Here is a 21,663-nt window from a genome sequence, read left to right as displayed (position 1 = left end):
CGCCGCGCCGGTGCCGTCACGACTCACGGGTGCGGCTTAGGCCCCGGAGGGACTGTTGACCATGGAGAGGGCAGCCCGCTCCATGTAGTCCCACAGGGTCCCTTCGTAGAGCGGAGGAAGCCCCAGCCCGTCCACGGCGGTGCGCATGTGGAGCAGCCAACGGTCCTTGGCTTCCGGGGTGACCCGGAACGGCTGGTGGCGCATCCGCAGCCGCGGGTGCCCGCGTTCCTCGCCATACGCCGTCGGACCCCCCCAATACTGTTCCAGGAACATCAGGAAGCGCCGCTTTGCCGGGGCGAGGTCCTGCTCCGGGTACATCGGGCGCAGCAGCGGGTCCGTGGCGACGCCGTCGTAAAACACGTCGATGAGCTTCACGAACGTCGCATGGCCGCCCACGGCCTCGTAGAAGTTCTCCGTGTAGCCCGGCTGGCTGAACGGATCGTTCTGGAGGAGCTGCTTGGGCTGCCGGGGCTCGCCGGCCAGGGGGATCGTCACGGCTCTATTCTCCGGCTTTCTGCTCGGGCGCCTGGGCGTCCTGGGTCTCCGGCGGTGCGGCATCGGGAGAGACGTAGGTGCCCTGGGAGCGGTTGCCCACCCGCAGGATCTCCCCGTTGCGCAGGTACCAGATGGTGCCGTCCTCGGCCCGGACCCGGGTGATCCGCAGGCCCATGGACTCAACGGTTCCCACCACTTCGGAGGACTCGATGACGTCGCCGATCCCATACTGGTCCTCAAGGGTGATGAAGATGCCGGCCAGGAAATCGCGGATCAGCTGCTGGGCGCCGAAGCCGATGGCGATGCCGAGGATGCCGACGCTGGTGAGCAGCGGCGCGATGTCCACGTTCAGGTTCTTGAGCACATACATGGTGGTGATGACCGCGACCAGGACGCCGACGACGCTGTTGAGCAGCGCGCCGATCGTGTTGGCACGCTGGACCCTGCGGTCGCGGTCGAGCGCGCGCAGGGCCGGTGCCACCCAGCGGAAGTGCGGCTTCTTGAAGAATGTGGTTCCTGCCGCGACGCGTTTGGTGATGCCGCGGATCACAAAGGACGCCGCCAGCCAAATGGCGACGCCGAGCCCGATGCTGATGAGGACTCCCGGGACGTTGATGGCGGAGATATCCGGAGGCGTTATCGGTTCGGTCGTGGTCAAGCCGTACATCGGTGGGGGTGCTCCTTGCTGCTGCGGTGGTCTCCTTCAAGATTAGCGCCGCGAGCGTGGCCCTCTTCGCATCCTGTGTCCCGGCGTTGCCGCTCAGCCCTCCCCGGCCCTCCGGGGGCCCACGGCCGCGGCGGGCTCATGCAGCACAGGGAAGTTGACGCTCCGGGCTATAAAGCAGACCTTGTTCGCCTCGGCGTGCAGTTCCTCCAGCACCTCCCCGGAGACGTGAACCGCAGTGGTCACGAGCGGCCTGAGCGTGACCGACTCGAACTGGCCGCTACCGTCCCGGTTGGTCCGCATCAGCCCCTCGGCCCGGTCCTCGTACGCCGTCACCACCACGCCCTGCTTCACCGCGACGTGCAGGAAGGAGAGCATGTGGCACTGCGAGAGCGCCGCCAGGAGCAGCTGCTCCGGGTTGTACCGGTTCCGGTCCCCGTGGAACGTGGGGTCAGCGGAACCTTTCAGAACCGGCAGCCCGGGGATCTCGACGTCGTGGTCGCGGGAGTAGCCGCGGTACGACGCCGTCCCGGGGCCGAGGTTCCCGGTCCAGCGGACCGTCAGCGCGTAGCGGTGTTCGTCGAGGCTCATGGCTCCAGCCTAGGACACTCCCCGCCCCATCTGGCTGGCAGCAGGGGCCGTTCTGGGCGTCCAAAACGGCCCCTGCTGCGAGTTAGTTGGGCGGGACCCCCGAGCCGGCGCCTAGCCGACGTCGGCTGCGCGGGCGCGCAGGGCGCGCGCCACGCCGTCGCGGTTCTCCAGCATCATCCGCCGCAGCGCGGCGCTGTCCTCCGGCAACCCGGCCAGGAACTCATCGGTGCGGTCCACCGTGGCCTGCGTGGTCAGCTGCGCCGGGTAGAGCCCGACGACGATCTGCTGCGCCAGCGCGTGCGTCCGGTCCCGGACGATCCCGGGGACGGCGTCGAAGTACTTCTCGGCGTACGGCTCCAGCAGGGAGGTGTCCAGCACGCGGGTGAAACCCGTGACCGCGGAGCCCTGCAGGGCGTTGGACAGCTCGCCCGTGACCACGATGGATTCCCAGGCCGCGGCCTTGGCCTCCGGGGTGGGGATGGCCGCCTTCGCCAGGGCGGCCGCGTTCTGTCCGGTGGCGGTGTTGTCGTGGGCCAGCTCGGCGTCGATCTGTGCCTGGCCGGCGCGGCCCCCGGCGACGAGGGACGCGATGAGTTCCCAGCGCAGGTCCTGGTCGACGGTGAGTCCGGCCAGTTCCAGCGTGCCATCCAGCAGGCCGGCGACGGTGTCCAGTTGCCCGGCGCTGCGTGCCAGCAAGGCGTAGGACTTGACGAACTGCAACTGCGCATCCGAACCGGCCGGAACGCCGGAGGCAAGGGTCCAGAGCCGGTCGGCAGCGGCCACCGCGGTGGCTTCCCGGTGCTCCTCGGCCACGTAGAAGTTCAGGGTCGTGGCCAGCTGGCGGAGCTGGACCAGGATCACGGAGGAATCGGATTCCTCGGCGATGTTCGCGAGGATGAGGTCCACGTAGCCGCGGGCGGGGGTTTCGCCGTCGCGCGCCGCATCCCAGGCCGAGCCCCACACCAGGGTCCGGGGGAGGCTCTCGCTGAAGTCCTTGAGGTGGGCCGTGGCCGTCGCGAGGGACGTCGGGTCCAGGCGGACCTTTGCGTAGGCGAGGTCGTCGTCGTTGAGCAGGATCAGGTCCGGCCGAGCGAGGCCGGCGAGCGCCGGCACCTCGGTGCGCCCGCCGTCGACGTCGAGCTCCTCGCGGTGGACACGCTCCAGCTTCCCGGCGGCGGTGAGGTTGTAGAACCCGACGGCGAGCCGGTGCGGGCGGATGGTCGGCTGGTCCTCGGTGGCGCTCTGGAGGATGGCGAAGGAGGAGATCGTTCCGTCATCGCCCACCGCCAGTTCGGGCTTGAGCGTGTTAACCCCGGCGGTCTCCAGCCACAGCTGGCCCCACCGGTCCAGGTCCCGGCCGCTGGCTTTCTCGAGTTCGGCCATGAGGTCGCTGAGCTCGGTGTTCTGCCAGGCGTGCTTGCGGAAGTACTCCCGGACTCCGGCCATGAACTCCTCCGGGCCCACCCAGGCCACGAGCTGGCGGAGCACCGAGGCGCCCTTGGCGTAGGTGATGCCGTCGAAGTTCACCTCGACGTCCTGCAGGTCGTTGATCTCGGCGAAGATCGGGTGCGTGGTGGGCAGCTGGTCCTGGCGGTAGGCCCAGGACTTCTCCACCGAGGCGAAGGTGGTCCAGGCGTGGTCGAACTTCGTGTTCTCGACGGCTGCCAGGTGGGACATGTATTCGGCAAAGGACTCATTGAGCCAGAGGTCGTTCCACCAGCGCATCGTCACGAGGTCCCCAAACCACATGTGGGCGAGTTCGTGGAGCACGGTGATGGCGCGGCGCTCCACCTGGGCGTCGGTGACCTTGCTGCGGAAGACGTAGCCTTCCAGGATCGTCACGGCCCCGGCATTCTCCATGGCCCCGGCATTGAACTCCGGCACAAAGAGCTGGTCATACTTCTCGAACGGGTACGGGCAGCCGAACTGTGCCTCGAAGAACTCGAAGCCCTGGCGGGTGAGTTCGAAGATGTTCTCGGCATCCAGGTACTGCATGAGGGATTTGCGGGCGAACACCCCCAGCGGGGTGACTTTGCCCTCCGCGGAGACCACCTCGCTGCGCACGGACTGGTACGGCCCGGCGATCAGGGCCGTAACGTAGGAGGATAGCCGCGGGGTGGGGGTGAACTCCCAGACAGACCGGGCACCGCCGTCGGTGCCGGGGATGGTCTCGACCGGCGCCGGGGTGGGGGAGTTGGAGATCAGGTCCCAGTGCGAGGGCGCAATGACGGTGAACGTGAAGCTGGCCTTGAGGTCGGGCTGTTCAAACACGGCGAACATCCGCCGGGAATCCGGGACCTCGAACTGCGTGTAGAGGTAGACCTCCTGGTCCACCGGGTCCACGAAGCGGTGCAGCCCTTCGCCCGTGTTCATATACGGTGCCTCCGCCACCACGAGCAGTTCGTTCACGGCCTCCAGGTCCGGCAGTTGGATGCGGACGCCGTCGGAGACCTCAGCGGGATCAAGGTCAACACCGTTCAGGGTCACGCTCTGCACGGCGTCGGTGACGGCGTCGATGAAGGTTGAGGACCCCGGCGTGGCCGTGAACTTCACGGCGGTTGTGGTGCCGAAGACTTTCTCCCCGCGGGTCAGGTCGAGTTCGACCTCGTAGGAGTCGACGGCGATCAGTTCGGCGCGCTCGCGTGCTTCGGCGCGTGTCAGGTTCATACCGGGCAAGGTTGTGCCTCCAGTTAGTCAGGGCGTTAACGTGAAATCATTCTTTCACGTCAGCGGTTCTTGGCAAGTTGCCCAGGTCACAAGATGTCCCGTCATCGGTCCAGTCACTCGTCCCGTCACGCCGCGCCGATCCCGGAGTCTCATCGGGGGTAGCGTTGGGGATATGGGCAAGCTCCGCGATTCCGTTGACGCCAGGGCGCTGCGTTTTGCCGTGGGCTTCCCGGTGATGCTCGCGGCCGCCTTCGCCGTCTGCGCCTTCCTGATCCGCTCTGATCTTCCCGAGCCGCTGGCCGTCCGCTGGGACGACGCCGGAGCCGTGGACTTCGCGCCCTTCGGAGCTGTCGTTGGGGTTGGGGCGGCGATGATCGTGCTGATCGGCTGGGCGGTATTGGTGCAGGCAGTGCCGCTGTCCCGGCCGGCGGTGATGCGCCGGATCATGATGGGTGCCGGCCTGTCGGTGAGCCTGTTCGTCACGACCGTCCTCGCCGCTGTGCTTGTCGGCGAGGTGGGCCTGCAGGACGCGAGGGATTCCCGCGTGGACGTCTCCGTGCTGGCACTGGGCAGCGGCGCCGCCCTCGGCCTGGGGTTTGTCATGGGGTTCGTCTTCAAGGCGGACCAGCGCTGGTCCGCGGATGATGACCAGGCCATGCGGGAGGCCCTGGAACGTGAACGCGACCCCGGCCTGGCCAGGGACTCACTGGGACTGTGGGTCCACGCCCGCAGTTCGGTCTTCGTGATGCTCGGCATCGCCACCTTGCTCCCCGCCTCCCTTCTGGCCATCGCCGTGCCCTGGCTGGCCGCGGTGCTCGCCGGGCTGGCCCTGCTTGCGGCAGCCTTCCTCTTCGCCCGCATCCGGGTTGACCGCAGTGGCCTCCGGGTCTACGCCGCAGGCTTTGTCCAGGTCATGGACGTGCCGGCGGCCGCCATCGACGCGGCGACGCCCCGGGACGTCAAGGCGGCCGACTACGGCGGCTGGGGCTACCGGAGCCGTGGCACCAGGACGGCACTGCTCGTCAGCAGCGGCCCCGCGGTGGTGGTCGACAGCTCCGATGGGCGGAAACTGACGGTCAGCGGGGGTAGCGCCGCGACGGCCGACAACCTCGCCCAGGTGCTGACCCGGGTGGCGGCCCGGGCACGACGCACTGGCAGTACCCCGGATTCCTGACCGCCTCGTCCCGGCCCTAGTAGGCTTGGAGCCGGCGCCAAGACCGGTCCCGGCAGCTCTTGTCCCGCATGTGCTTGCCCCCAACTCCTGGCCCGCCAACTCACCACCCCCAACCGAACGGATACGCCGTGACCTCTTCTGGCTTCCCCCGCGTGCACATCGCCACCGACCACGCCGGCATGGAACTCAGCGCCCACCTCGTCAGCCACCTCCGCGCCAAGGGCTACGATGTGATCGACCACGGCCCCCAGGCCTACGATGCCCTGGATGACTACCCGTCCTACTGCATCAACGCCGCCCGCGCTGTCGTGGCCGACCAGGAGGCCGGAACCGACGCCCTGGGCATCGTGCTGGGCGGCTCCGGCAACGGCGAGCAGATCGCCGCCAACAAGGTCAAGGGCGTCCGCGCCGCGCTGGCCTGGAACCTGTCCACCGCGACGCTGGCCCGCAACCACAACGACGCCAACGTCGTCGCCGTCGGCGGCCGCCAGCACAGCGTCGAGGAAGCCACCGCGATCATCGAGGCGTTCCTGGCGGAACCCTTCAGCAACGACGAGCGCCACGTCCGCCGGATCGGCAAGATCGCCGCGTACGAGCGCACCGGCGAGGTCATCGACTAGTGCCGGAAGGGCATTCGGTCCACCGGCTGGCGCGCCAGTTCGGCGACGTCTTCAGCGGGGAGCGGCTTTCCGTCAGCAGCCCGCAGGGCAGGTTCGTGCAGGGCGCGGCGCTGCTGGACGGCCATGTCCTGACCGGCTCCACCGCCCACGGGAAGCACCTCTTCCTGGACTTCGAGCACCGTCTGCTGCTGCACGTCCACCTGGGCCTCTACGGCGCCTGGGACTTCGGCGGCGACGCCGGCTTCCGCGGCGCCTCCAGCATCGGCGCGCCCCGCAGGGTGGGGGAGCGGGAGGTCCACGACGATGGCGGTGCGGACGCCGCCGGCTACACGGGCCCGCCCGCGCCTGTCGGTGCCGTCCGGGTCCGGCTTGCCGGCGTCCACGGCTGGGCCGATCTCCGCGGCGCGACCACCTGCGAGACCCTCACCGGTGCGGACGCCGAGGCTGTGATGGCCAGGCTGGGCCCCGACCCGCTGCGGAACCTTCCCGGTGACCGGGAGAACTTCACCGCCCGGATCCGGGCCAGGCGGATGCCCGTCGCGGCGCTGCTGATGGACCAGAGGCTGATTGCCGGCGTCGGCAACGTCTACCGCGCCGAGCTGCTGTTCCGCCAGGGCCTGGACCCGTGGATGCCGGGGACGGCGCTGTCCCTCGAGGCCGCGCGGCTGCTGTGGGACGACACCGTCGCCATGATGTCCGACGGCGTCCGCGACGGCCGGATCATCACCACGCCGCCGCGCTACTGGAGCGAGGACGGTGCCGGGCTGCCGGCCGCCGAAGAGTCCCACTTCGTCTACCGGCGGCAGGGACTGGACTGCCGCGCCTGCGGAACGGCCGTGGCGCTGACGGAGCTGGGGGCCCGGAAACTCTATTGGTGCCCTCGCTGCCAGAAAGTATGAGCCGCAGGACACGGGCCGGCAGGGCCTGAGCCGCGGGACACAAGAAGGGCCCCTCCGGAGAGGGGCCCTTCTTCGTCATGTCCGCTGAGTCATGTTCGCTGCGTCATACTCTGAGGGGACGACGGGAATCGAACCCGCGTAATCAGTTTGGAAGACTGAGGCTTTACCATTAAGCTACGTCCCCGGGAATCCGCTGGACTTCAGCAGAACTTCCGGGCGGCTGTTGAGGCCGGATACAACTAAACCCAATTCAGGGCCCCGGTGTCAAATGTGCAAACCGGCACAATATGACCGTAGACTGTTCTGTGCACTTACGGGGTGTAGCTCAGCTTGGCTAGAGCGCCTGCTTTGGGAGCAGGAAGTCGCAGGTTCAAATCCTGTCACCCCGACTCTGCAGCATCCGCCAGAACCGTGGCAAGGCAGAACCCAACCCCCTAAAGCCAGGAGTACTTAGACTGTGAAGAGCGCTGTCGAGAACCTCACCCCCACGCGGGTCAAGCTCAATGTTGAGGTCCCCTTTGAGGAATTGAAGCCCAGCATCGCAGAGGCATACAAGACTGTTGCTTCGCAGATCCAGGTCCCCGGTTTCCGCAAGGGCAAGGTCCCCTCCAAGCTCATTGACCAGCGCGTTGGCCGCGGCTACGTGCTGGAAACTGCCATCAACGAGGGCCTCAACGGCTGGTACCAGGCTGCCGTGCAGGAGACCGGCATCCGCCCGCTGAGCCGTCCCGAGGTTGAAATCACCGAGGTTCCGGACCCCACGTCCACCGACGGCGAACTGAAGTTCCACGCCGAGGTTGATGTCCGCCCCGAAATCGAACTGCCCGACTACGCCGGCATCAAGGTCGAGGTGGCCGCCGCTGAGTCGTCCGACGCCGACGTCGACACCGCCCTGGACGAACTCCGCGGCCGCTTCGGCACGCTGAAGTCCCTCGACCGCCCGGCTGCGGACAAGGACTTCCTGACGATCGACATCGCCGCCACGATCGAGGGCTCCGAGGTTGATTCCGCCACCGGGCTGTCCTACCAGGTCGGCGCCGGCACCATGCTCGAAGGCCTCGACGAAGCCGTCACCGGCCTCAGCGCCGACGAGGACGCGATCTTCGACACCACCCTGGTGGGCGGCGAGCACGCCGGCGAAGCCGCTCAGGTCAAGGTGACCGTCAAGTCCGTCAAGGAGCGCGAGCTGCCGGAGGCTGACGACGACTTCGCCCAGCTGGCTTCCGAGTTCGACACCCTGGCCGAGCTGCGCGAGGACCTCGCCAAGCAGGCTTCGGAGTCCAAGATTGTGGAGCAGGGCGTTGAAGCCCGCGACAAGGTCCTGGACAAGCTCGTCGAGCTCGTAGAGGTTCCCGTCCCGGCGTCCGTCGTCGAAGAGCAGATCGAACAGCACTTCAACGCCGAGAACGCCCACGGTGAAGGCGACCACGACACCGAGGAGCACCGCGCCGAGGTCAAGGCCAATGCGGAGCGCGCCTTCCAGAACGAGATCATCCTTGACGCCATTGCCGACAAGGAAGAAGTCAACGTCAGCCAGAACGAGCTGATCGACTACATCGTCACCACCGCCAGCCAGTACGGCATGGATCCGAACCAGTTCGCCCAAATCATCGATCAGAGCGGCCAGGTCCCCATGATGGTTTCCGAGGTCCGCCGCCGCAAGGCACTGGCCGTCGTCCTGGGCCAGGCAGACGTCACCGACTCCGAGGGCAACAAGGTGGACCTGAGCGACTTCGTCCGCCCCGGCGACGAAGAGGCCCCGGTTGAGGCCGGGACCGAAGCCGAGGCCGGGGAAACCGCTTCCGAGGAAACTGCTTCCGAGGAAGCAGCCACCGCCAAGAACGATGACCCGGCAGCAGTGAAGTTCTAACACTTCCCTGTTCCCGCAGTTCCCTGCCGCACCCCCGGATCTTTGATCCGGGGGTGCGGCTTTTTAAGCCGGCGATGAACCCTCTCCGGCAATCGTGCGCCGTCAGCGAACAGCCCCGCGCCGGGGCACAAAGCGGACCTGAAAACGGTTAGTGTCGCTGTAGGAAAGTTCAGTGGTGCCGCCCCATGGCACCACCGTCGCCAGTGAGAGGTAAGTACATATGTCACAGCAAGCAGGGGCACCCCGGATGGCTACTGTCGATCCGGCAGCCCAGGATAACTACATTTACAACCGCCTGCTGAAAGAGCGCATCATCTGGCTCGGTTCCGAGGTCCGCGACGAGAACGCCAACGCGATCTGCTCTCAGCTGCTGCTCCTCTCGGCGGAGAATCCCGAAAAGGACATCTACCTTTACATCAACTCCCCGGGCGGCTCGGTCACGGCCGGCATGGCGATTTATGACACCATGCAGTTCATCCCGAACGACGTCGTCACCGTCGCCACCGGCCTCGCGGCCTCGATGGGACAGTTCCTTCTTTCTTCCGGCACCAAGGGCAAGCGCTACGCCACCCCGAACGCCCGGATCCTCATGCACCAGCCCTCCGGCGGAATCGGCGGCACGGCCTCGGACATCAAGATCCAGGCCGAGCTGATCCTGCACATGAAGAAGGTCATGGCCGAGCTGACTGCCGACCAGACCGGGCAGACGGTGGAAACCATCCTCAAGGACAACGACCGCGACAAGTGGTTCACGGCGAAGGACGCCCTGGAATACGGCTTCTTCGACAAGATCGCCGCCCACGCCGGATCCGTGGCCGGCGGCGGCGGAACCAACGCCAACGGCAATGGAACCGGTGCAGCGATCGACACCGCCACCGAGAACTGACCGGCCGGTAGACAGAAATGACTTCAGGAGCAATGAACATGAACTACAATTTCGGATCGACCGCCGGTAACCTGCCGAGCAGCCGTTACGTGCTGCCGCAGTTCGAAGAGCGCACCCCCTACGGCTTCAAGCGCCAGGACCCCTACACCAAGCTCTTCGAGGACCGCATCATCTTCCTGGGTGTCCAGGTTGACGACGCCTCCGCCGACGACGTGATGGCGCAGCTGCTGGTGCTCGAGTCCACGGACCCGGACCGCGACATCACGCTCTACATCAACTCACCGGGCGGCTCCTTCACCGCCATGACGGCGATCTACGACACCATGACGTACATCCGTCCGGAGATCCAGACCGTTTGCCTCGGCCAGGCCGCCAGCGCCGCCGCGGTACTCCTCGCCGCCGGCACGCCGGGCAAGCGCCTCGCGCTGCCGAACGCCCGAGTCCTGATCCACCAGCCCTCACTGTCCGGCGGCCAGGGCGGGCAGGCCTCCGACCTGGAGATCCAGGCCGCCGAGGTCATGCGGATGCGGTCCTGGCTCGAGGACACGCTGGCCAAGCACTCCGGCCGGACGCCGGAGCAGGTCAACAACGACATTGAGCGCGACAAGATCCTCACCGCGGCAGAAGCGATGCAGTACGGCCTGATCGACCAGGTCCTGGATTCGCGCAAGATGAAGCCCCAGGCGATCAGCAAGTAGCGCAACACCAGACCGCAAGCAGTTCCCGACACCGGTGCGGCGCGCCGATTGTGGCCGCACCGGCGTCGGCATTCCACCCAATAGGCCTAAAGTGACCTAGAGTGGAACATGTCACGGCTGGCGCCTTCGGGGTGTCCGGTGATTCCAGAAACAGGTGCAGCGCTTCGCGGTAGCTAGCAGCGGGCAGCAAGATACAAAGGGGTTCACATATGGCTCGGATTGGCGAGAGCACGGATCTGCTGAAGTGTTCTTTCTGCGGAAAGAGCCAGAAGCAGGTTCGCAAGCTCATTGCCGGGCCCGGCGTCTACATCTGCGACGAGTGCATTGAACTCTGCAACGAGATCATTGAAGAAGAACTCGCCGAAGTAGCCGACCTCGGCAGTTTTGAGCTGCCCAAGCCCCGCGAAATCTTCGACTTCCTGCAGGAATACGTCATCGGCCAGGAGCCTGCGAAACGCTCGCTCGCCGTCGCGGTCTACAACCACTACAAACGCATCCAGGCCGGCCACGCCCCCAAGAGCGGCAGCCTCGCCGAGGGCGTGCACCACGACGACGTCGAGATCGCCAAGTCCAACATCCTGCTGATCGGCCCCACCGGCTGCGGCAAAACATACCTCGCGCAGACACTGGCCCGCCGCCTCAACGTCCCGTTCGCCGTCGCCGATGCGACAGCGCTGACCGAGGCCGGCTACGTGGGCGAGGACGTCGAGAACATCCTCCTCAAGCTCATCCAGGCCGCCGACTACGACGTCAAAAAGGCCGAGCAGGGCATCATCTACATCGACGAGATCGACAAGATCTCGCGCAAGAGCGAGAACCCCTCCATCACCCGGGACGTCTCGGGCGAGGGCGTGCAGCAGGCGCTGCTGAAGATCCTCGAAGGCACAGTCGCCTCGGTCCCGCCGCAGGGCGGACGCAAGCACCCGCACCAGGAATTCATCCAGATCGACACCACCAACGTGCTGTTCATCGTGGCCGGCGCCTTTGCCGGCCTTGAGGAGATCATTGGTTCGCGGTCCGGGCGAAAGGGCATCGGCTTCGGCGCGCCGCTCAACGAGGTCAAGAACAACGCGGACTCCTACGGCGAGGTCATGCCGGAGGACCTCCTGAAATTCGGCCTCATTCCGGAATTCATCGGACGCCTCCCCGTCATCACCACCGTCTCCAACCTGGACCGGGCCGCGCTGATCCAGATCCTGTCCACCCCCAAGAACGCCCTCGTGAAGCAGTACCAGAAGATGTTCCAGCTCGACGGCGTCGAACTGGTCTTCGAGGACGAGGCGCTCAACACCATTGCCGACCAGGCGCTCGAGCGCGGCACCGGGGCCCGCGGGCTCCGCGCCATCATGGAGGAAGTGCTGCTTCCCGTGATGTTCGACCTGCCCAGCCGCGACGACATCGCCACCGTCGTCATCACGGAAGACGTCGTCTCCACGAAGGCCGCGCCGACCATGATCGGCCACGACGTCAAACGCCGTAAGTCCGCCTGATCCGGAATAAACAGCCGCCACCGGGCGCTGTTATCTCTAGACGCGCCGGCCGCCCAGCCGGCGCCGTGCGACTTTCCCGAGACTTCCTGAAGGAGTTCCCCTGTGTCTGAAACCCTGACCAGTCAAGCAGAGACCAACAAAGCCGACTTCTGGTTTGACCCGATGTGCCCCTTCGCCTGGGTCACGTCGCGCTGGATCGGCGAAGTCGAGGAAGTCCGCGACATCGCCACCGAGTGGCACGTCATGAGCCTCGCCGTACTGAATGAGGGCCGTGAGGAACTGCCCGAACAGTACAAGGAGTTCCTCGCCAAGGCCTGGGCCCCCGTTCGTGTTATTACCGCCGCCGCCGAGAAGCACGGCGCCGAGTACGTCAAGGCCCTCTACGACGCTATGGGCACCAAGATCCACAACGAGGGCAACTCCGACATCGCCGAAGTCATCTCGAAGTCCCTCGCCGAGGTCGGCCTGCCGGCGGAACTCGCCGCGGCAGGACAGAGCGAGGAATTCGACGCACAGCTGCGCGCCAGCCACGAGGCCGGCATCTCCCTGGTCGGCCAGGACGTCGGCACACCCGTCGTCGCCTTCAACGGCACGGCGTTCTTCGGCCCGGTGCTCACCCGCATCCCGCGCGGCGAGGAGGCCGGCCGCCTCTGGGACGCCACAGTGACCCTGGCATCCTTCCCGTACTTCTTCGAACTGAAGCGCAGCCGCACTGAGAGCCCCGTCTTCGTCTAGGCTGCGGCTGCCCGCAGGCCGCTGCCCGGCCTGTCGCCCCGCGCAAGGGCCCCGCAGGAATTACTTGCCTGTAATTCCTGCGGGGCCCTTGCGCATCCCGGGAGCGGGGAGAACAATTGAATTTACCCACTTCGCGAGAAGCGGGACGCAGGAACCAAAGATTCAGTGACACTCATCCGACGCAGCCATCGGCAAAGTCAGATGATGGCTACCAGTGACGAGGTAGGAAGACCTGGAAATCCAAGGATCCCGCCAGATTGTCTGAGACGTCACGTGACAATCGAAAAGTCGAAGCCCCACCGACGGCAAAACGCTGATGGGGCTTCCCCTTTGCCCTAAACCGAGCCAGCCAACAACGGCCGGCCCACTGCCGGCCAGGCGGTGCCCAGGACCAGGGGGTGCCATGAGCAATGAACCCATTGCGGCCTACGCGCTGCTCTCGGACTGCTCCTCGGCAGCCCTCGTCAGCGCCTCCGGCTCCGTTGACTGGCTGTGCTTCCCGCGCTTTGACAGCCCTTCGGTGTTCGGCCGGCTGCTGGGCCCGGAGGCGGGATTCTGGTCGATCCGCCCGGCCGGTGACTTCTCCTCAACCCGGCGCTATCTGGGCCTGAGCATGGTCCTAGAGACCATCCACACCACTCCGGCGGGCAGTGTCACCATCACCGATGCCCTTGTCCTCGGCGACGGCCAGCGGGGCCATGACCTTGGGGCAGGCGCCCCGGGGACCCTGCTGCGCCAGGTGTCCTGCACCGCGGGAACCGTCGAGCTCGACATCGTCCTCAGCCCGCGTCCCGGCTACGGCCTCATTGAGCCGCAGCTGCGCGGGGTCGACGGCGGCATTGTCATCGGCGCAGGGACGACGTCGCTGGCGTTTTCCAGCCCCGTCCCGTTCGACGTCAACGGCGGCACCGCACAGGCACTGATTGCCCTCACGGCCGGTGAGGAACGTGGATTCGCCCTCCACTATGCGCCTGGCGCTTCGGGCCTGCCCACGCTCTGGAGCCAGGCCGGGATCGCGCGGCGGCTCGCGGACACCCTGCAGGGCTGGTCCAGCTGGGCGGAGCAGCACCAGCACTACGAGGGCCCGTGGCAGGAGCTGGTCGCCGGCAGCGGGCGGATCCTGCAGGCCCTCACGTACTACCCGACCGGAGCCATGGTGGCCGCCCCGACAACGTCGCTGCCGGAAGTGGCCGGAGGCACGCGCAACTGGGATTACCGGTACACCTGGATCCGGGACGCGAGCATGACCCTCCAGGCACTCTGGGTGGCCGCCTGCCCGGACGAGGCAGGGAAGTTCTTCCAGTTCCTGGCGACGGCGGCCGCACACCAGCTGGCCAGCGGCAAGGACCTGCAGATCATGTTCGGCGTCGGCGGGGAACGCGAGCTGCCCGAGCGCGAGCTGGCCCACCTGCCCGGCTGGCGCGCCAGCGCCCCGGTCCGGGTGGGCAACGGTGCGTGGAACCAGCGCCAGCTTGACGTGTACGGTGAACTGCTCGACGCCGCGGCCACGCTGCCGGAGTACCTCGCCGATCTCGCCCCGGACACCCGCCGGTTCCTCGCCGACGCCGCGGACGCCGCCGCCGCACGCTGGCGCTCCGCCGACCAGGGCATTTGGGAGGTCCGCGGGGAGCCGCGCCACTACCTCCACTCCAAACTCCTGTGCTGGGTGGCAGTTGACCGGGCGATTACCCTCGCCGGGCTTCTCGGCGCGCCCGGCAGGGTCCCGCGCTGGCAGGAGGCGCGGGAGCAGATCGCCGAGTCCATCCGCACCGAGGGCTGGAGCGACAGCGCGAATTCCTTTACGCAGTCTTACGGCTCCGAGGATCTTGATGCCTCGGCGCTGATGCTCGCCATCGTGGGGTTCCTCCCGGCGGACCACCCGCGAATGCTGGCGACGATCGAGGCCATTGAACAGCGGCTCACGGACTCCCGGGGCCTCGTCTACCGCTACCGGGCCGCGGACGGGTTTCCCGGCGAGGAAGGGACCTTCCTGCTGTGTACCTTCTGGCTGGCGCAGGCCCTGGCCCTCGGCGGGCGCACGCAACGCGCCCGGGAAGTCTTCGAACGGGCTGCCGCATTCGCCACCGATCTGGGCCTCATGGCCGAAGAAGTCGCCCCGGACAGCAGCGAACTCCTGGGGAACTTCCCGCAGGCGTTCAGCCACGTCGGCCTCGTCAACGCTGCCTGGGCCATCAGCGAAGCGGAACGGCAGGAGCGGGGATCCGGACCCTAGCAGCGGATGCCGGGGCCGAAGGAACAAGGCCGGTGACGCCGGTGTTGGCTTCAATGGCAGGCAGCGGTCCGGGTGCCGGGGTGTGAAGGCATCCCGCCCGGCGGTGTCCTGTGTACTGTGCCCACCTTCGACCATTGGAGCGCCATGCCCATCACCGCCCACCTTGACCTGAACCTCAAAGCAGAAGTCCTCCCCAAGGCCCCGGCCGTCCTCCGCGACATTCTCGCCGATACGCGGGCCTTTGACGGCTGCCTCGGAGTGGATGTTCTGATTGACAGCAAAGACCCCGCCCACATCCTGGTGGTCGAACGCTGGGCGTCCCTGGAGCACGACGCCGCCTACCGGGCGTGGCGGGCCGGCGAAGGTGCCAGCAACCTGGGGGAGCTCCTGGCCGCCCCGCCCGTGCTGACGCACTTCGAGGCCTCCGCCGAGATCTGAGGCCCGGAGAGCAGTAAAGAGCTAAAAGACCGGTAGAACTAGGAGAGGGCCCCCCGTCCGGCGTGAGCCGGCCGGAGGGCCCCCGTCCTGGTCGCCACGTGACGGCGCTAGGGCTTGGCCGGCTCCTCGGCGGGGGCCAGGACAACGTCACTGACGGTCAGTTCACCCTCGCCCGCCACGAGGGCCAGGTCACGGGCGTTGGCCGCGGCCAAGAGGTCGGCCAGGCCGGCCGTGAGCTGCTTGGTGAGGGACTCCGAGGCCGTAACGGTCGCGGACAGGACCTCCGTGCGCTGCTTGACCTTGGCCTCCGACTTGGCCTTGCGGATCCCGCTGAGCGCGGTGCCGACCGTGGCGAGCAGGGTCGTGTCGCCGTCGATCTCCAGGGCGGACGGCCAGGCGGCACGGTGGACCGAACCGGTGCGCCACCAGCTCCAGACTTCCTCGGTGGCGAAGGGCAGGAACGGGGCGAAAAGGCGCAGCAGTGTGTCCAGGCTCGTCGCCAGCGCGGCCAGCACGGAGGCCTGCTGGGCCTCGCCGGCGGCACCGTAGGCGCGATCCTTGATCAGCTCCACGTAGTCATCCGTGAAGTGCCAGAAGAAGCTCTCCGTGATCTGCAGCGCCCTGGCGTAGTCATAGTTCTCGAACGCCTTGGTGGACTGCTGGACGACATCCGCGAGCTGGGCCAGGACGGCGCGGTCCAGGGGGTTGGTCAGCACGGACAGGTCCCCGGAGACCACGGAGTCCTCCGTGGCGCCGAGGTTCAGCACGAACTTGGAGGCATTGAGCAGTTTGATCGCCAGGCGGCGGCCGATCTTCATCTGCGCGATTTCGTACGCCGTGTCCGCGCCGAGTTTGGCCGAGGCAGCCCAGTACCGCACGGCGTCGGAGCCGTATTCCTCGAGGACATCGGTGGGAACCACCACATTGCCCTTGGACTTGGACATCTTCTTGCGGTCCGGATCCAGGATCCAGCCGGAGATGGCAGCGTGCTTCCACGGAACGGTGTTCTGCAGGGCATCGGCGCGGACCGCGGTGGAGAACAGCCAGGTCCGGATGATGTCGTGGGCCTGGGGCCGGACGTCGAAGGGGAAGACCTTGCTGAACAGATCCTCGTCGGTGCTCCAGCCGCCCACGATCTGCGGCGTTAGCGAGGACGTGGCCCACGTGTCGAGCACATCGGCGTCGCCGGTGAAGCCGCCCGGCGCGTCGCGCTGGGCCTCCTCGTATCCCGGGGCGGCGTCAGCGGCCGGATCGACGGGCAGTTGCGCGTCGGCCGGCACGATCGGTGCGGTGAAATCCGGGTTGCCGTCGGCGTCCAGCGGATACCAGACCGGTACCGGCACGCCGAAGAAGCGCTGGCGGGACACCAGCCAGTCCCCGTTCAGCCCGGAGATCCAGTTCTCGAAGCGTGAGCGCATAAAGGCCGGGTGGAAGTCGATCTCGTGGCCGCGGGCGATCAGGCGTTCGCGGCGCTCGGCATCGCGGCCGCCGTTGCGGATGTACCACTGGCGGGACGTCACCACTTCGAGGGGCTTGTCGCCCTTCTCGAAGAAGTTCACCGGGTGCATGATTTTCTTCGGCTCGCCGTCGAGGAGCCCGGCGGCACCAAGCTGCTCCACCACGGTTTCCTTGGCGCTGAATACCGTCTTGCCGGCGATCGCCTCGAAGCTGGCGCGGCCCTCGGCGGAGGTGATCCAGGCCGGGGCCTCGCCGATGATGCGGCCGTCACGGCCCACGATCGCCCGGGTGGGCAGCTGGAGTTCGCGCCACCAGGTGACATCGGTGAGGTCACCGAACGTGCACACCATGGCAGCGCCGGAGCCCTTGTCCGCCTTCGCGAGTGGGTGGGCCATGACTTCCACCTCAACCCCGAACAGGGGAGAGGTGACCTTCTTGCCGAACAGCGGCTGGTACCGTTCGTCGTCGGGATTCGCCACCAGCGCGGCGCAGGCGGCCAGCAGCTCCGGGCGGGTGGTCTCGATGTAGATCTTTTCCCCGTCTTCGGTGAAGAACGGGTAGCGGTAGTACGCGCCGGCAACCTCGCGGTCCTCGAGCTCGGCCTGGGCCACGGCGGTGCGGAAGGTGACATCCCAGAGCGTGGGCGCCTCGGCGAGGTACGCGTCGCCGGCAGCGAGGTTGGCCAGGAACGCGCGCTGGGAGATGGCGCGGGACTTGTCATCGATGGTGCGGTACGTCAGATCCCAGTCAACGGACAGGCCGAGCGTCTGGAAGAGGTCCTTGAAGACTTTCTCGTCCTCGACGGCGAGTTCCTCGCACAGCTCGATGAAGTTCCGGCGCGAGACGACGTCGAAGTCGCGCTGGTTCTTGGCAGGCTCGGCGGGCGGCCGGTAGCCGGCGTCGTACGCGATCGTGGGATCGCAGCGCACACCGTAGTAATTCTGGACCCGGCGCTCGGTGGGCAGGCCGTTGTCGTCCCAGCCCATGGGGTAGAAGACGTTCTTGCCGGTCATGCGCTGGTAGCGCGCCAGGACGTCGGTCTGGGTGTAGGAGAACATGTGGCCGACGTGCAGGGATCCCGACGCGGTGGGCGGGGGCGTGTCGATCGAATAGACCTGCTCGCGGGTGGTGTCCCGGTTGAACTGGTAGGTTCCTTCGTCAAGCCAGCGCCGGGTGAGGGCGTTTTCGAGCCCCTCAAGGGCGGGCTTGTCCGGAACGTTGATGGGGGCGGTGGTGGGCGTGTCTGTACCCTGAGTGTCTTCAGCCATGGAGCAATTCTTCCATGCCGTCTTTCATCCCAAGGCACGGTGACCTGCAGTATCATGCCGGGATGGAGAAATCCGCCGCACGCTTTGAGATTAAGCGCGTCTATGACGAGCCGGCCGACGACGACGGCGTCCGTGTCCTGGTGGACCGGCTCTGGCCGCGCGGGGTCAGTAAGGAACGCGCGCATCTGGAGCTTTGGCTCAAGGAGGTTGCGCCCTCTCCGCCGCTGCGCACGGCATTCGGGCACAGGCGGGAACGGTTCGCCGAGTTCCGCGCCGCCTACGAAGCGGAGCTTGAAAGCAACCCCGCCGTGCAGACGCTGCTGGACCTCGCCGCCCGGCATGGCACGGTGACACTGCTGTTCGGGGCCAAAGATCCGAAGATCAACCACGCCCGGGTGCTGCAGGAGTTCCTGGTCCGTCCCGGCAGGAACTGAGCCGCTGGTTGCGGCTAGGGTGGTGCCATGACTGAGGAAATCCACAACGCAGGAACTGCAAACAGGGCAGCAGTTGTCACCGGCGCCAGCACGGGAATCGGGCAGGCCACCGTCCGTGCGCTCCGGGCCGGGGGCTGGACGGTGTACGCCGTCGCCCGCCGCGCGGACCGGCTGGAGGCGCTCGCCGCCGAAACCGGCGCCGTCGCCGTTCCGGCCGACGTGACCGACGACGCCGACGTCGCCCGCCTGGTGGACGAGGTGACCCGCGCCGGCGGCATCGACACTCTCATTAACATCGCCGGCGGCGCCCGCGGTGCCGACAAGGTGGCCGAGGCCAAGACCGAGGACTGGGAGTGGATGTTCGAGGTCAACGTCCTGGGCACCATGAAGCTCATCCGCGCTTTCCTGCCGATGCTGCGCGCCTGCGGCGAGGGCACCGTCCTGAACCTCACCTCGACGGCCGGTTTGTCCGCCTACGAGGGCGGCGGCGGCTACAACGCGGCGAAGTTCGCCCAGCACGCCCTGACCGGTGCCCTGCGGCTCGAAGAAGCCGAGCACAACCTCCGCGTGATCGAGATCGCCCCGGGACTGGTGCAGACGGAGGAGTTCGCGCTGAACAGGCTGGGCGGCAACAGCGACGCCGCCGCGAAGGTGTACGCCGGCGTTGAGAAGCCGCTGACGGCAGAGGACGTCGCCGACGTCGTCCGCTACGCGGTGGCCCTGCCGCACCATGTCAACCTGGACCAGATCGTGATCCGCCCGGTGGCCCAGGCCGCCAACCACAAGCTGATCCGCAAGGGCTGATCCGCAAGGGCTGGTGCGCAAACGGCACGCTGCCGGCGGGCGGCAACGCCCGCCGTTCACCTGTGTTTGGGCCGCCGGCAATGCCGGGGCGGCACAGTGTTGGCCGCGACGGGGAACGGTGGCTGGGGTAACGCGGCAACGCCGGCGATCATCACTTTGACCTCGAGGCCCACCGCGGTGGGATCGGCCTCACGGTCGAATCGACGCTGGCATCCTTCGCCAAGGGTCTGGAGACCGGCGTGTCGACCCTGGAGCTGGACCTGCAGATCACCAAGGACGGCCGCGAGGTCATCACGCACGACCGTAAGATCAGCGACAAAAAGTGCCTCGATACGGCGCCGGTCACGCCCAACGATCCGGCATTCCCCTACGTCGGCAAATACATCAAGGACCTGACCTTTGATCAGGTCCGCAGCATGGACTGCGGCTCCCTCACGCAGCCGCAGTTCCCCGGGCAGCAGGCATCCCCGGGCGCCAAGATGCCGACGCTGGCCGAGGTCTTCGCCCTCGCGGACTCCTACCGGGCCGGCCAGGTGAAGTTCAACATCGAAACGAAGGTCGAGGCGGGCGCACCGGAGGAAACCGCACCGCGCGCGCAGTTCGTCGACGTCGCACTCCGGGAAATCAAGGCCGCCCACATGCAGAGCCGAGTCTCCATCCAGAGCTTCGACTGGGGCTCCTTGCGCCTCGTCCAGGAGCGGGAGCCGCAGATCCGCACCGTGGCCCTGACGAACAAGGACTTCCTCCAGGCGGGCCAGCCGGGCAGCTCGCCGTGGCTGGGCGGGATTGACGCTGACGACTTTGGCGGCGACCTCGTGGCTGCAGCGTCCTCCCTCGGCTTCGACGCCGTCTCGCCGGTGCACGGTACGCCGCAGAACGGTGCGGTAACGGATCCGGGCTACGTCCCGTACGTCACGGCTGACATGGTCCACCGGGCCCACTCCGCAGGCATGCAGGTGATTCCGTGGACCGTCGATGACAAGCCGACAATGCGCGCGCTGATCAGCGCCGGCGTCGACGGCCTCATCACGGACTACCCTGACCGCCTGCGCGACGTGATGGCCGAGTCCGGCCTGAAACAGCCCCGCGCCTTCGAGCTGCGGGGACACTGAGCGGCCCGCACTCAGCCGCGGTAGGACAGCCGGGAGACCACGGCCGCGTGGTCCGGGCCCGGGATGGCAACAGTGGTGAAGGACTCCACCGCGAACTCCCGGCTGGCCAGCACATGGTCGATCTGCACGAACGCCGGAACGGTCGAGTTCGCCGGCCACGTCGGCCAGAGGCCCCGGCCCGTGGCCGCGGCGGCGTCGTTAAGCCCGGCGGACAGCAGCCGCCGGAGCCCCCGGTGATCCAGGCTTGAGTTGAAGTCACCGAGCAGGAGCGCAGGCGCACCGGCCGGCGCTGACCGTTGCAGCGCGGTAAGTTCCTGGAGGTCCTTCCGCCAGCCGGTCACCTGTCCCGGGCGGGGAGACTCCACATGAACTGCGGTCAAATGGATCCTGCGGGGAAGGCCCGGCACCTCGAGAAGGGCCCTGCTTTGGAAGAACTCGCTGCCAGGGACGCGTGGCTGGCGGGTCAACGGGAAGGCGGAGAAGATTCCGCTTCCGGTCCTCTCCGGGCTGACATCCAGTGTCCGCTCCGGCAGCAGCGTGGCGATGCCGGCGTCCTCCAGGGCCTGCAGTGTCCCGGGACTGAGTTCGGGGAGCGCGAGAACCTTCACGCCGTGAGTCCTGACCGCGTCGATCACGGCCGCGGCGTCCAGCCGCGAGCCGCCGACGTTCAGCGCCATGACCGTCAGGGCGGCGCCCCGGGTGCCGGCGGCCGGGCTGGCAGTTGCCTGGCCGGCCGGACGGGACGCCAGGGGATTCCAGCCGTCCGGGACCAACCGCGGCGCCAGCATCGCGGACTGGACCAGCAGCAGCAGGACCATGGCCGCCGAGACCACAAGCCGGACACGGCGGCGCCGGCCGATCAGCAGGGCCGCCAGCACCGCGGCGGACGTCGAAACCGCTGTCAGCGGATAGCCGGACAGGAGCTGGACCCAGGGGGAACCAAGCTCCCACGGACCCACCCGGACAGCCGTGAGCACGGCGCCGGGAACGGCCAGCGCAAACGCCAGCGCAGCCAGGATAGCCGCGCGCCACACACCGGCGTGTCCGGACGGCGGCGCCGGGCGGCCCTCTACTGGGGTGTCGGTCATCAGTCCAGTATCTGGGGCCAACCCCTCCGCTGGCCATGG

At 67.4% G+C, this 21,663-nt stretch carries 18 protein-coding genes, 2 tRNA genes and 1 pseudogene; 14 read left to right on the top strand and 7 right to left on the bottom strand.

The features are described from left to right. Positions 1-36 precede the first annotated feature (36 nt). The 4 genes from BJG92_RS01720 to pepN all read right to left on the bottom strand — a co-directional run bounded on the left by BJG92_RS01720 (position 37) and on the right by pepN (position 4,417). Complete coding sequence (locus BJG92_RS01720; protein ID WP_308011610.1) at positions 37-495, bottom strand: globin; 459 nt, start codon at positions 493-495, stop codon at positions 37-39. 4 nt (positions 496-499) lie between these two features. Continuing rightward, positions 500-1,162 carry a mechanosensitive ion channel family protein gene (locus BJG92_RS01715; RefSeq protein WP_232082288.1) on the bottom strand — a complete coding sequence of 221 codons (663 nt, stop codon included), beginning with the start codon at positions 1,160-1,162 and terminating at the stop codon, positions 500-502. Positions 1,163-1,255: 93 nt separating this feature from the next. Next, complete coding sequence (locus BJG92_RS01710) at positions 1,256-1,750, bottom strand: OsmC family protein (protein WP_232082287.1); 495 nt, start codon at positions 1,748-1,750, stop codon at positions 1,256-1,258. Positions 1,751-1,861: 111 nt separating this feature from the next. Then, positions 1,862-4,417: an aminopeptidase N gene (gene pepN / locus BJG92_RS01705; RefSeq protein ID WP_232082286.1), complete on the bottom strand. Its 2,556-nt coding sequence runs from the start codon at positions 4,415-4,417 to the stop codon at positions 1,862-1,864. A gap of 172 nt (positions 4,418-4,589) precedes the next feature. On the opposite strand from pepN, the gene BJG92_RS01700 reads away from it, so the two are divergent. From BJG92_RS01700 to BJG92_RS01690, 3 genes are all read left to right on the top strand, one after another. Then, a complete protein-coding gene (locus BJG92_RS01700) occupies positions 4,590-5,591 on the top strand; it encodes a hypothetical protein (RefSeq protein WP_232082285.1) in 1,002 nt (333 codons plus the stop codon). Between the two features lie 128 nt (positions 5,592-5,719). After that, entirely contained in the window at positions 5,720-6,211 is a 492-nt protein-coding gene (locus BJG92_RS01695; protein WP_308011609.1) for a ribose-5-phosphate isomerase, read from the top strand. Next, positions 6,211-7,110, top strand: a complete 900-nt coding sequence (locus tag BJG92_RS01690) for a DNA-formamidopyrimidine glycosylase family protein (RefSeq protein ID WP_232082284.1) — start codon at positions 6,211-6,213, stop codon at positions 7,108-7,110. Before BJG92_RS01695 ends, BJG92_RS01690 begins: the two co-directional genes overlap by 1 nt. Before the next feature lie 113 nt (positions 7,111-7,223). On the opposite strand, the gene BJG92_RS01685 is transcribed toward BJG92_RS01690, so the two are convergent. Beyond that, a tRNA-Gly gene (locus tag BJG92_RS01685) sits at positions 7,224-7,294 on the bottom strand. 130 nt (positions 7,295-7,424) lie between these two features. Here BJG92_RS01685 and BJG92_RS01680 point away from each other — a divergent pair. The 8 genes from BJG92_RS01680 (at position 7,425) to BJG92_RS01645 (ending at position 15,460) form a co-directional block, all read left to right on the top strand. Beyond that, positions 7,425-7,499 (top strand) — tRNA-Pro (locus tag BJG92_RS01680). A 68-nt stretch (positions 7,500-7,567) separates the two neighbouring features. Beyond that, the gene (gene tig, locus BJG92_RS01675; protein WP_232082283.1) at positions 7,568-8,980 is read left to right on the top strand and encodes a trigger factor; all 1,413 of its coding nucleotides are present in this window, start codon (positions 7,568-7,570) and stop codon (positions 8,978-8,980) included. Positions 8,981-9,227: 247 nt separating this feature from the next. Continuing rightward, positions 9,228-9,866, top strand: coding sequence for an ATP-dependent Clp protease proteolytic subunit (locus tag BJG92_RS01670; RefSeq protein ID WP_232082282.1), 639 nt, complete (start codon positions 9,228-9,230; stop codon positions 9,864-9,866). Positions 9,867-9,904: 38 nt separating this feature from the next. Beyond that, positions 9,905-10,564 carry an ATP-dependent Clp protease proteolytic subunit gene (locus BJG92_RS01665; protein ID WP_232082281.1) on the top strand — a complete coding sequence of 220 codons (660 nt, stop codon included), beginning with the start codon at positions 9,905-9,907 and terminating at the stop codon, positions 10,562-10,564. A gap of 209 nt (positions 10,565-10,773) precedes the next feature. Beyond that, positions 10,774-12,054, top strand: a complete 1,281-nt coding sequence (gene clpX / locus BJG92_RS01660) for an ATP-dependent Clp protease ATP-binding subunit ClpX (protein ID WP_232082280.1) — start codon at positions 10,774-10,776, stop codon at positions 12,052-12,054. A 102-nt stretch (positions 12,055-12,156) separates the two neighbouring features. Beyond that, positions 12,157-12,789 carry a DsbA family protein gene (locus BJG92_RS01655; protein ID WP_308011608.1) on the top strand — a complete coding sequence of 211 codons (633 nt, stop codon included), beginning with the start codon at positions 12,157-12,159 and terminating at the stop codon, positions 12,787-12,789. Between the two features lie 403 nt (positions 12,790-13,192). Further along, positions 13,193-15,022: a glycoside hydrolase family 15 protein gene (locus BJG92_RS01650; RefSeq protein WP_232082279.1), complete on the top strand. Its 1,830-nt coding sequence runs from the start codon at positions 13,193-13,195 to the stop codon at positions 15,020-15,022. Between the two features lie 144 nt (positions 15,023-15,166). After that, positions 15,167-15,460, top strand: coding sequence for a putative quinol monooxygenase (locus BJG92_RS01645; protein ID WP_232082278.1), 294 nt, complete (start codon positions 15,167-15,169; stop codon positions 15,458-15,460). A gap of 107 nt (positions 15,461-15,567) precedes the next feature. On the opposite strand, the gene valS is transcribed toward BJG92_RS01645, so the two are convergent. Beyond that, positions 15,568-18,186, bottom strand: a complete 2,619-nt coding sequence (valS, locus tag BJG92_RS01640) for a valine--tRNA ligase (RefSeq protein WP_232082277.1) — start codon at positions 18,184-18,186, stop codon at positions 15,568-15,570. A gap of 62 nt (positions 18,187-18,248) precedes the next feature. On the opposite strand from valS, the gene BJG92_RS01635 reads away from it, so the two are divergent. From BJG92_RS01635 to BJG92_RS01625, 3 genes and pseudogenes are all read left to right on the top strand, one after another. Beyond that, positions 18,249-18,620: a DUF488 domain-containing protein gene (locus BJG92_RS01635; protein WP_232082276.1), complete on the top strand. Its 372-nt coding sequence runs from the start codon at positions 18,249-18,251 to the stop codon at positions 18,618-18,620. Between the two features lie 27 nt (positions 18,621-18,647). Beyond that, positions 18,648-19,424 (top strand): SDR family oxidoreductase, encoded by a 777-nt coding sequence (locus BJG92_RS01630; RefSeq protein ID WP_232082275.1) that lies wholly within the window; start codon positions 18,648-18,650, stop codon positions 19,422-19,424. A gap of 137 nt (positions 19,425-19,561) precedes the next feature. Then, positions 19,562-20,536, top strand: a pseudogene (locus BJG92_RS01625) (glycerophosphodiester phosphodiesterase); the annotation flags it as partial. 11 nt (positions 20,537-20,547) lie between these two features. Here the strand turns inward: BJG92_RS01625 and BJG92_RS01620 are convergent. Continuing rightward, a complete protein-coding gene (locus BJG92_RS01620; protein ID WP_232082274.1) occupies positions 20,548-21,624 on the bottom strand; it encodes an endonuclease/exonuclease/phosphatase family protein in 1,077 nt (358 codons plus the stop codon). Positions 21,625-21,663: the final 39 nt, after the last annotated feature.

Source organism: Arthrobacter sp. SO5 (assembly GCF_020532805.1).
In the GTDB taxonomy this organism is placed as follows: Bacteria; Actinomycetota; Actinomycetes; order Actinomycetales; family Micrococcaceae; genus Arthrobacter.
Note: the sequence above shows the minus strand (reverse complement) of the source record. Positions and strands in the feature narration are given on the sequence as shown.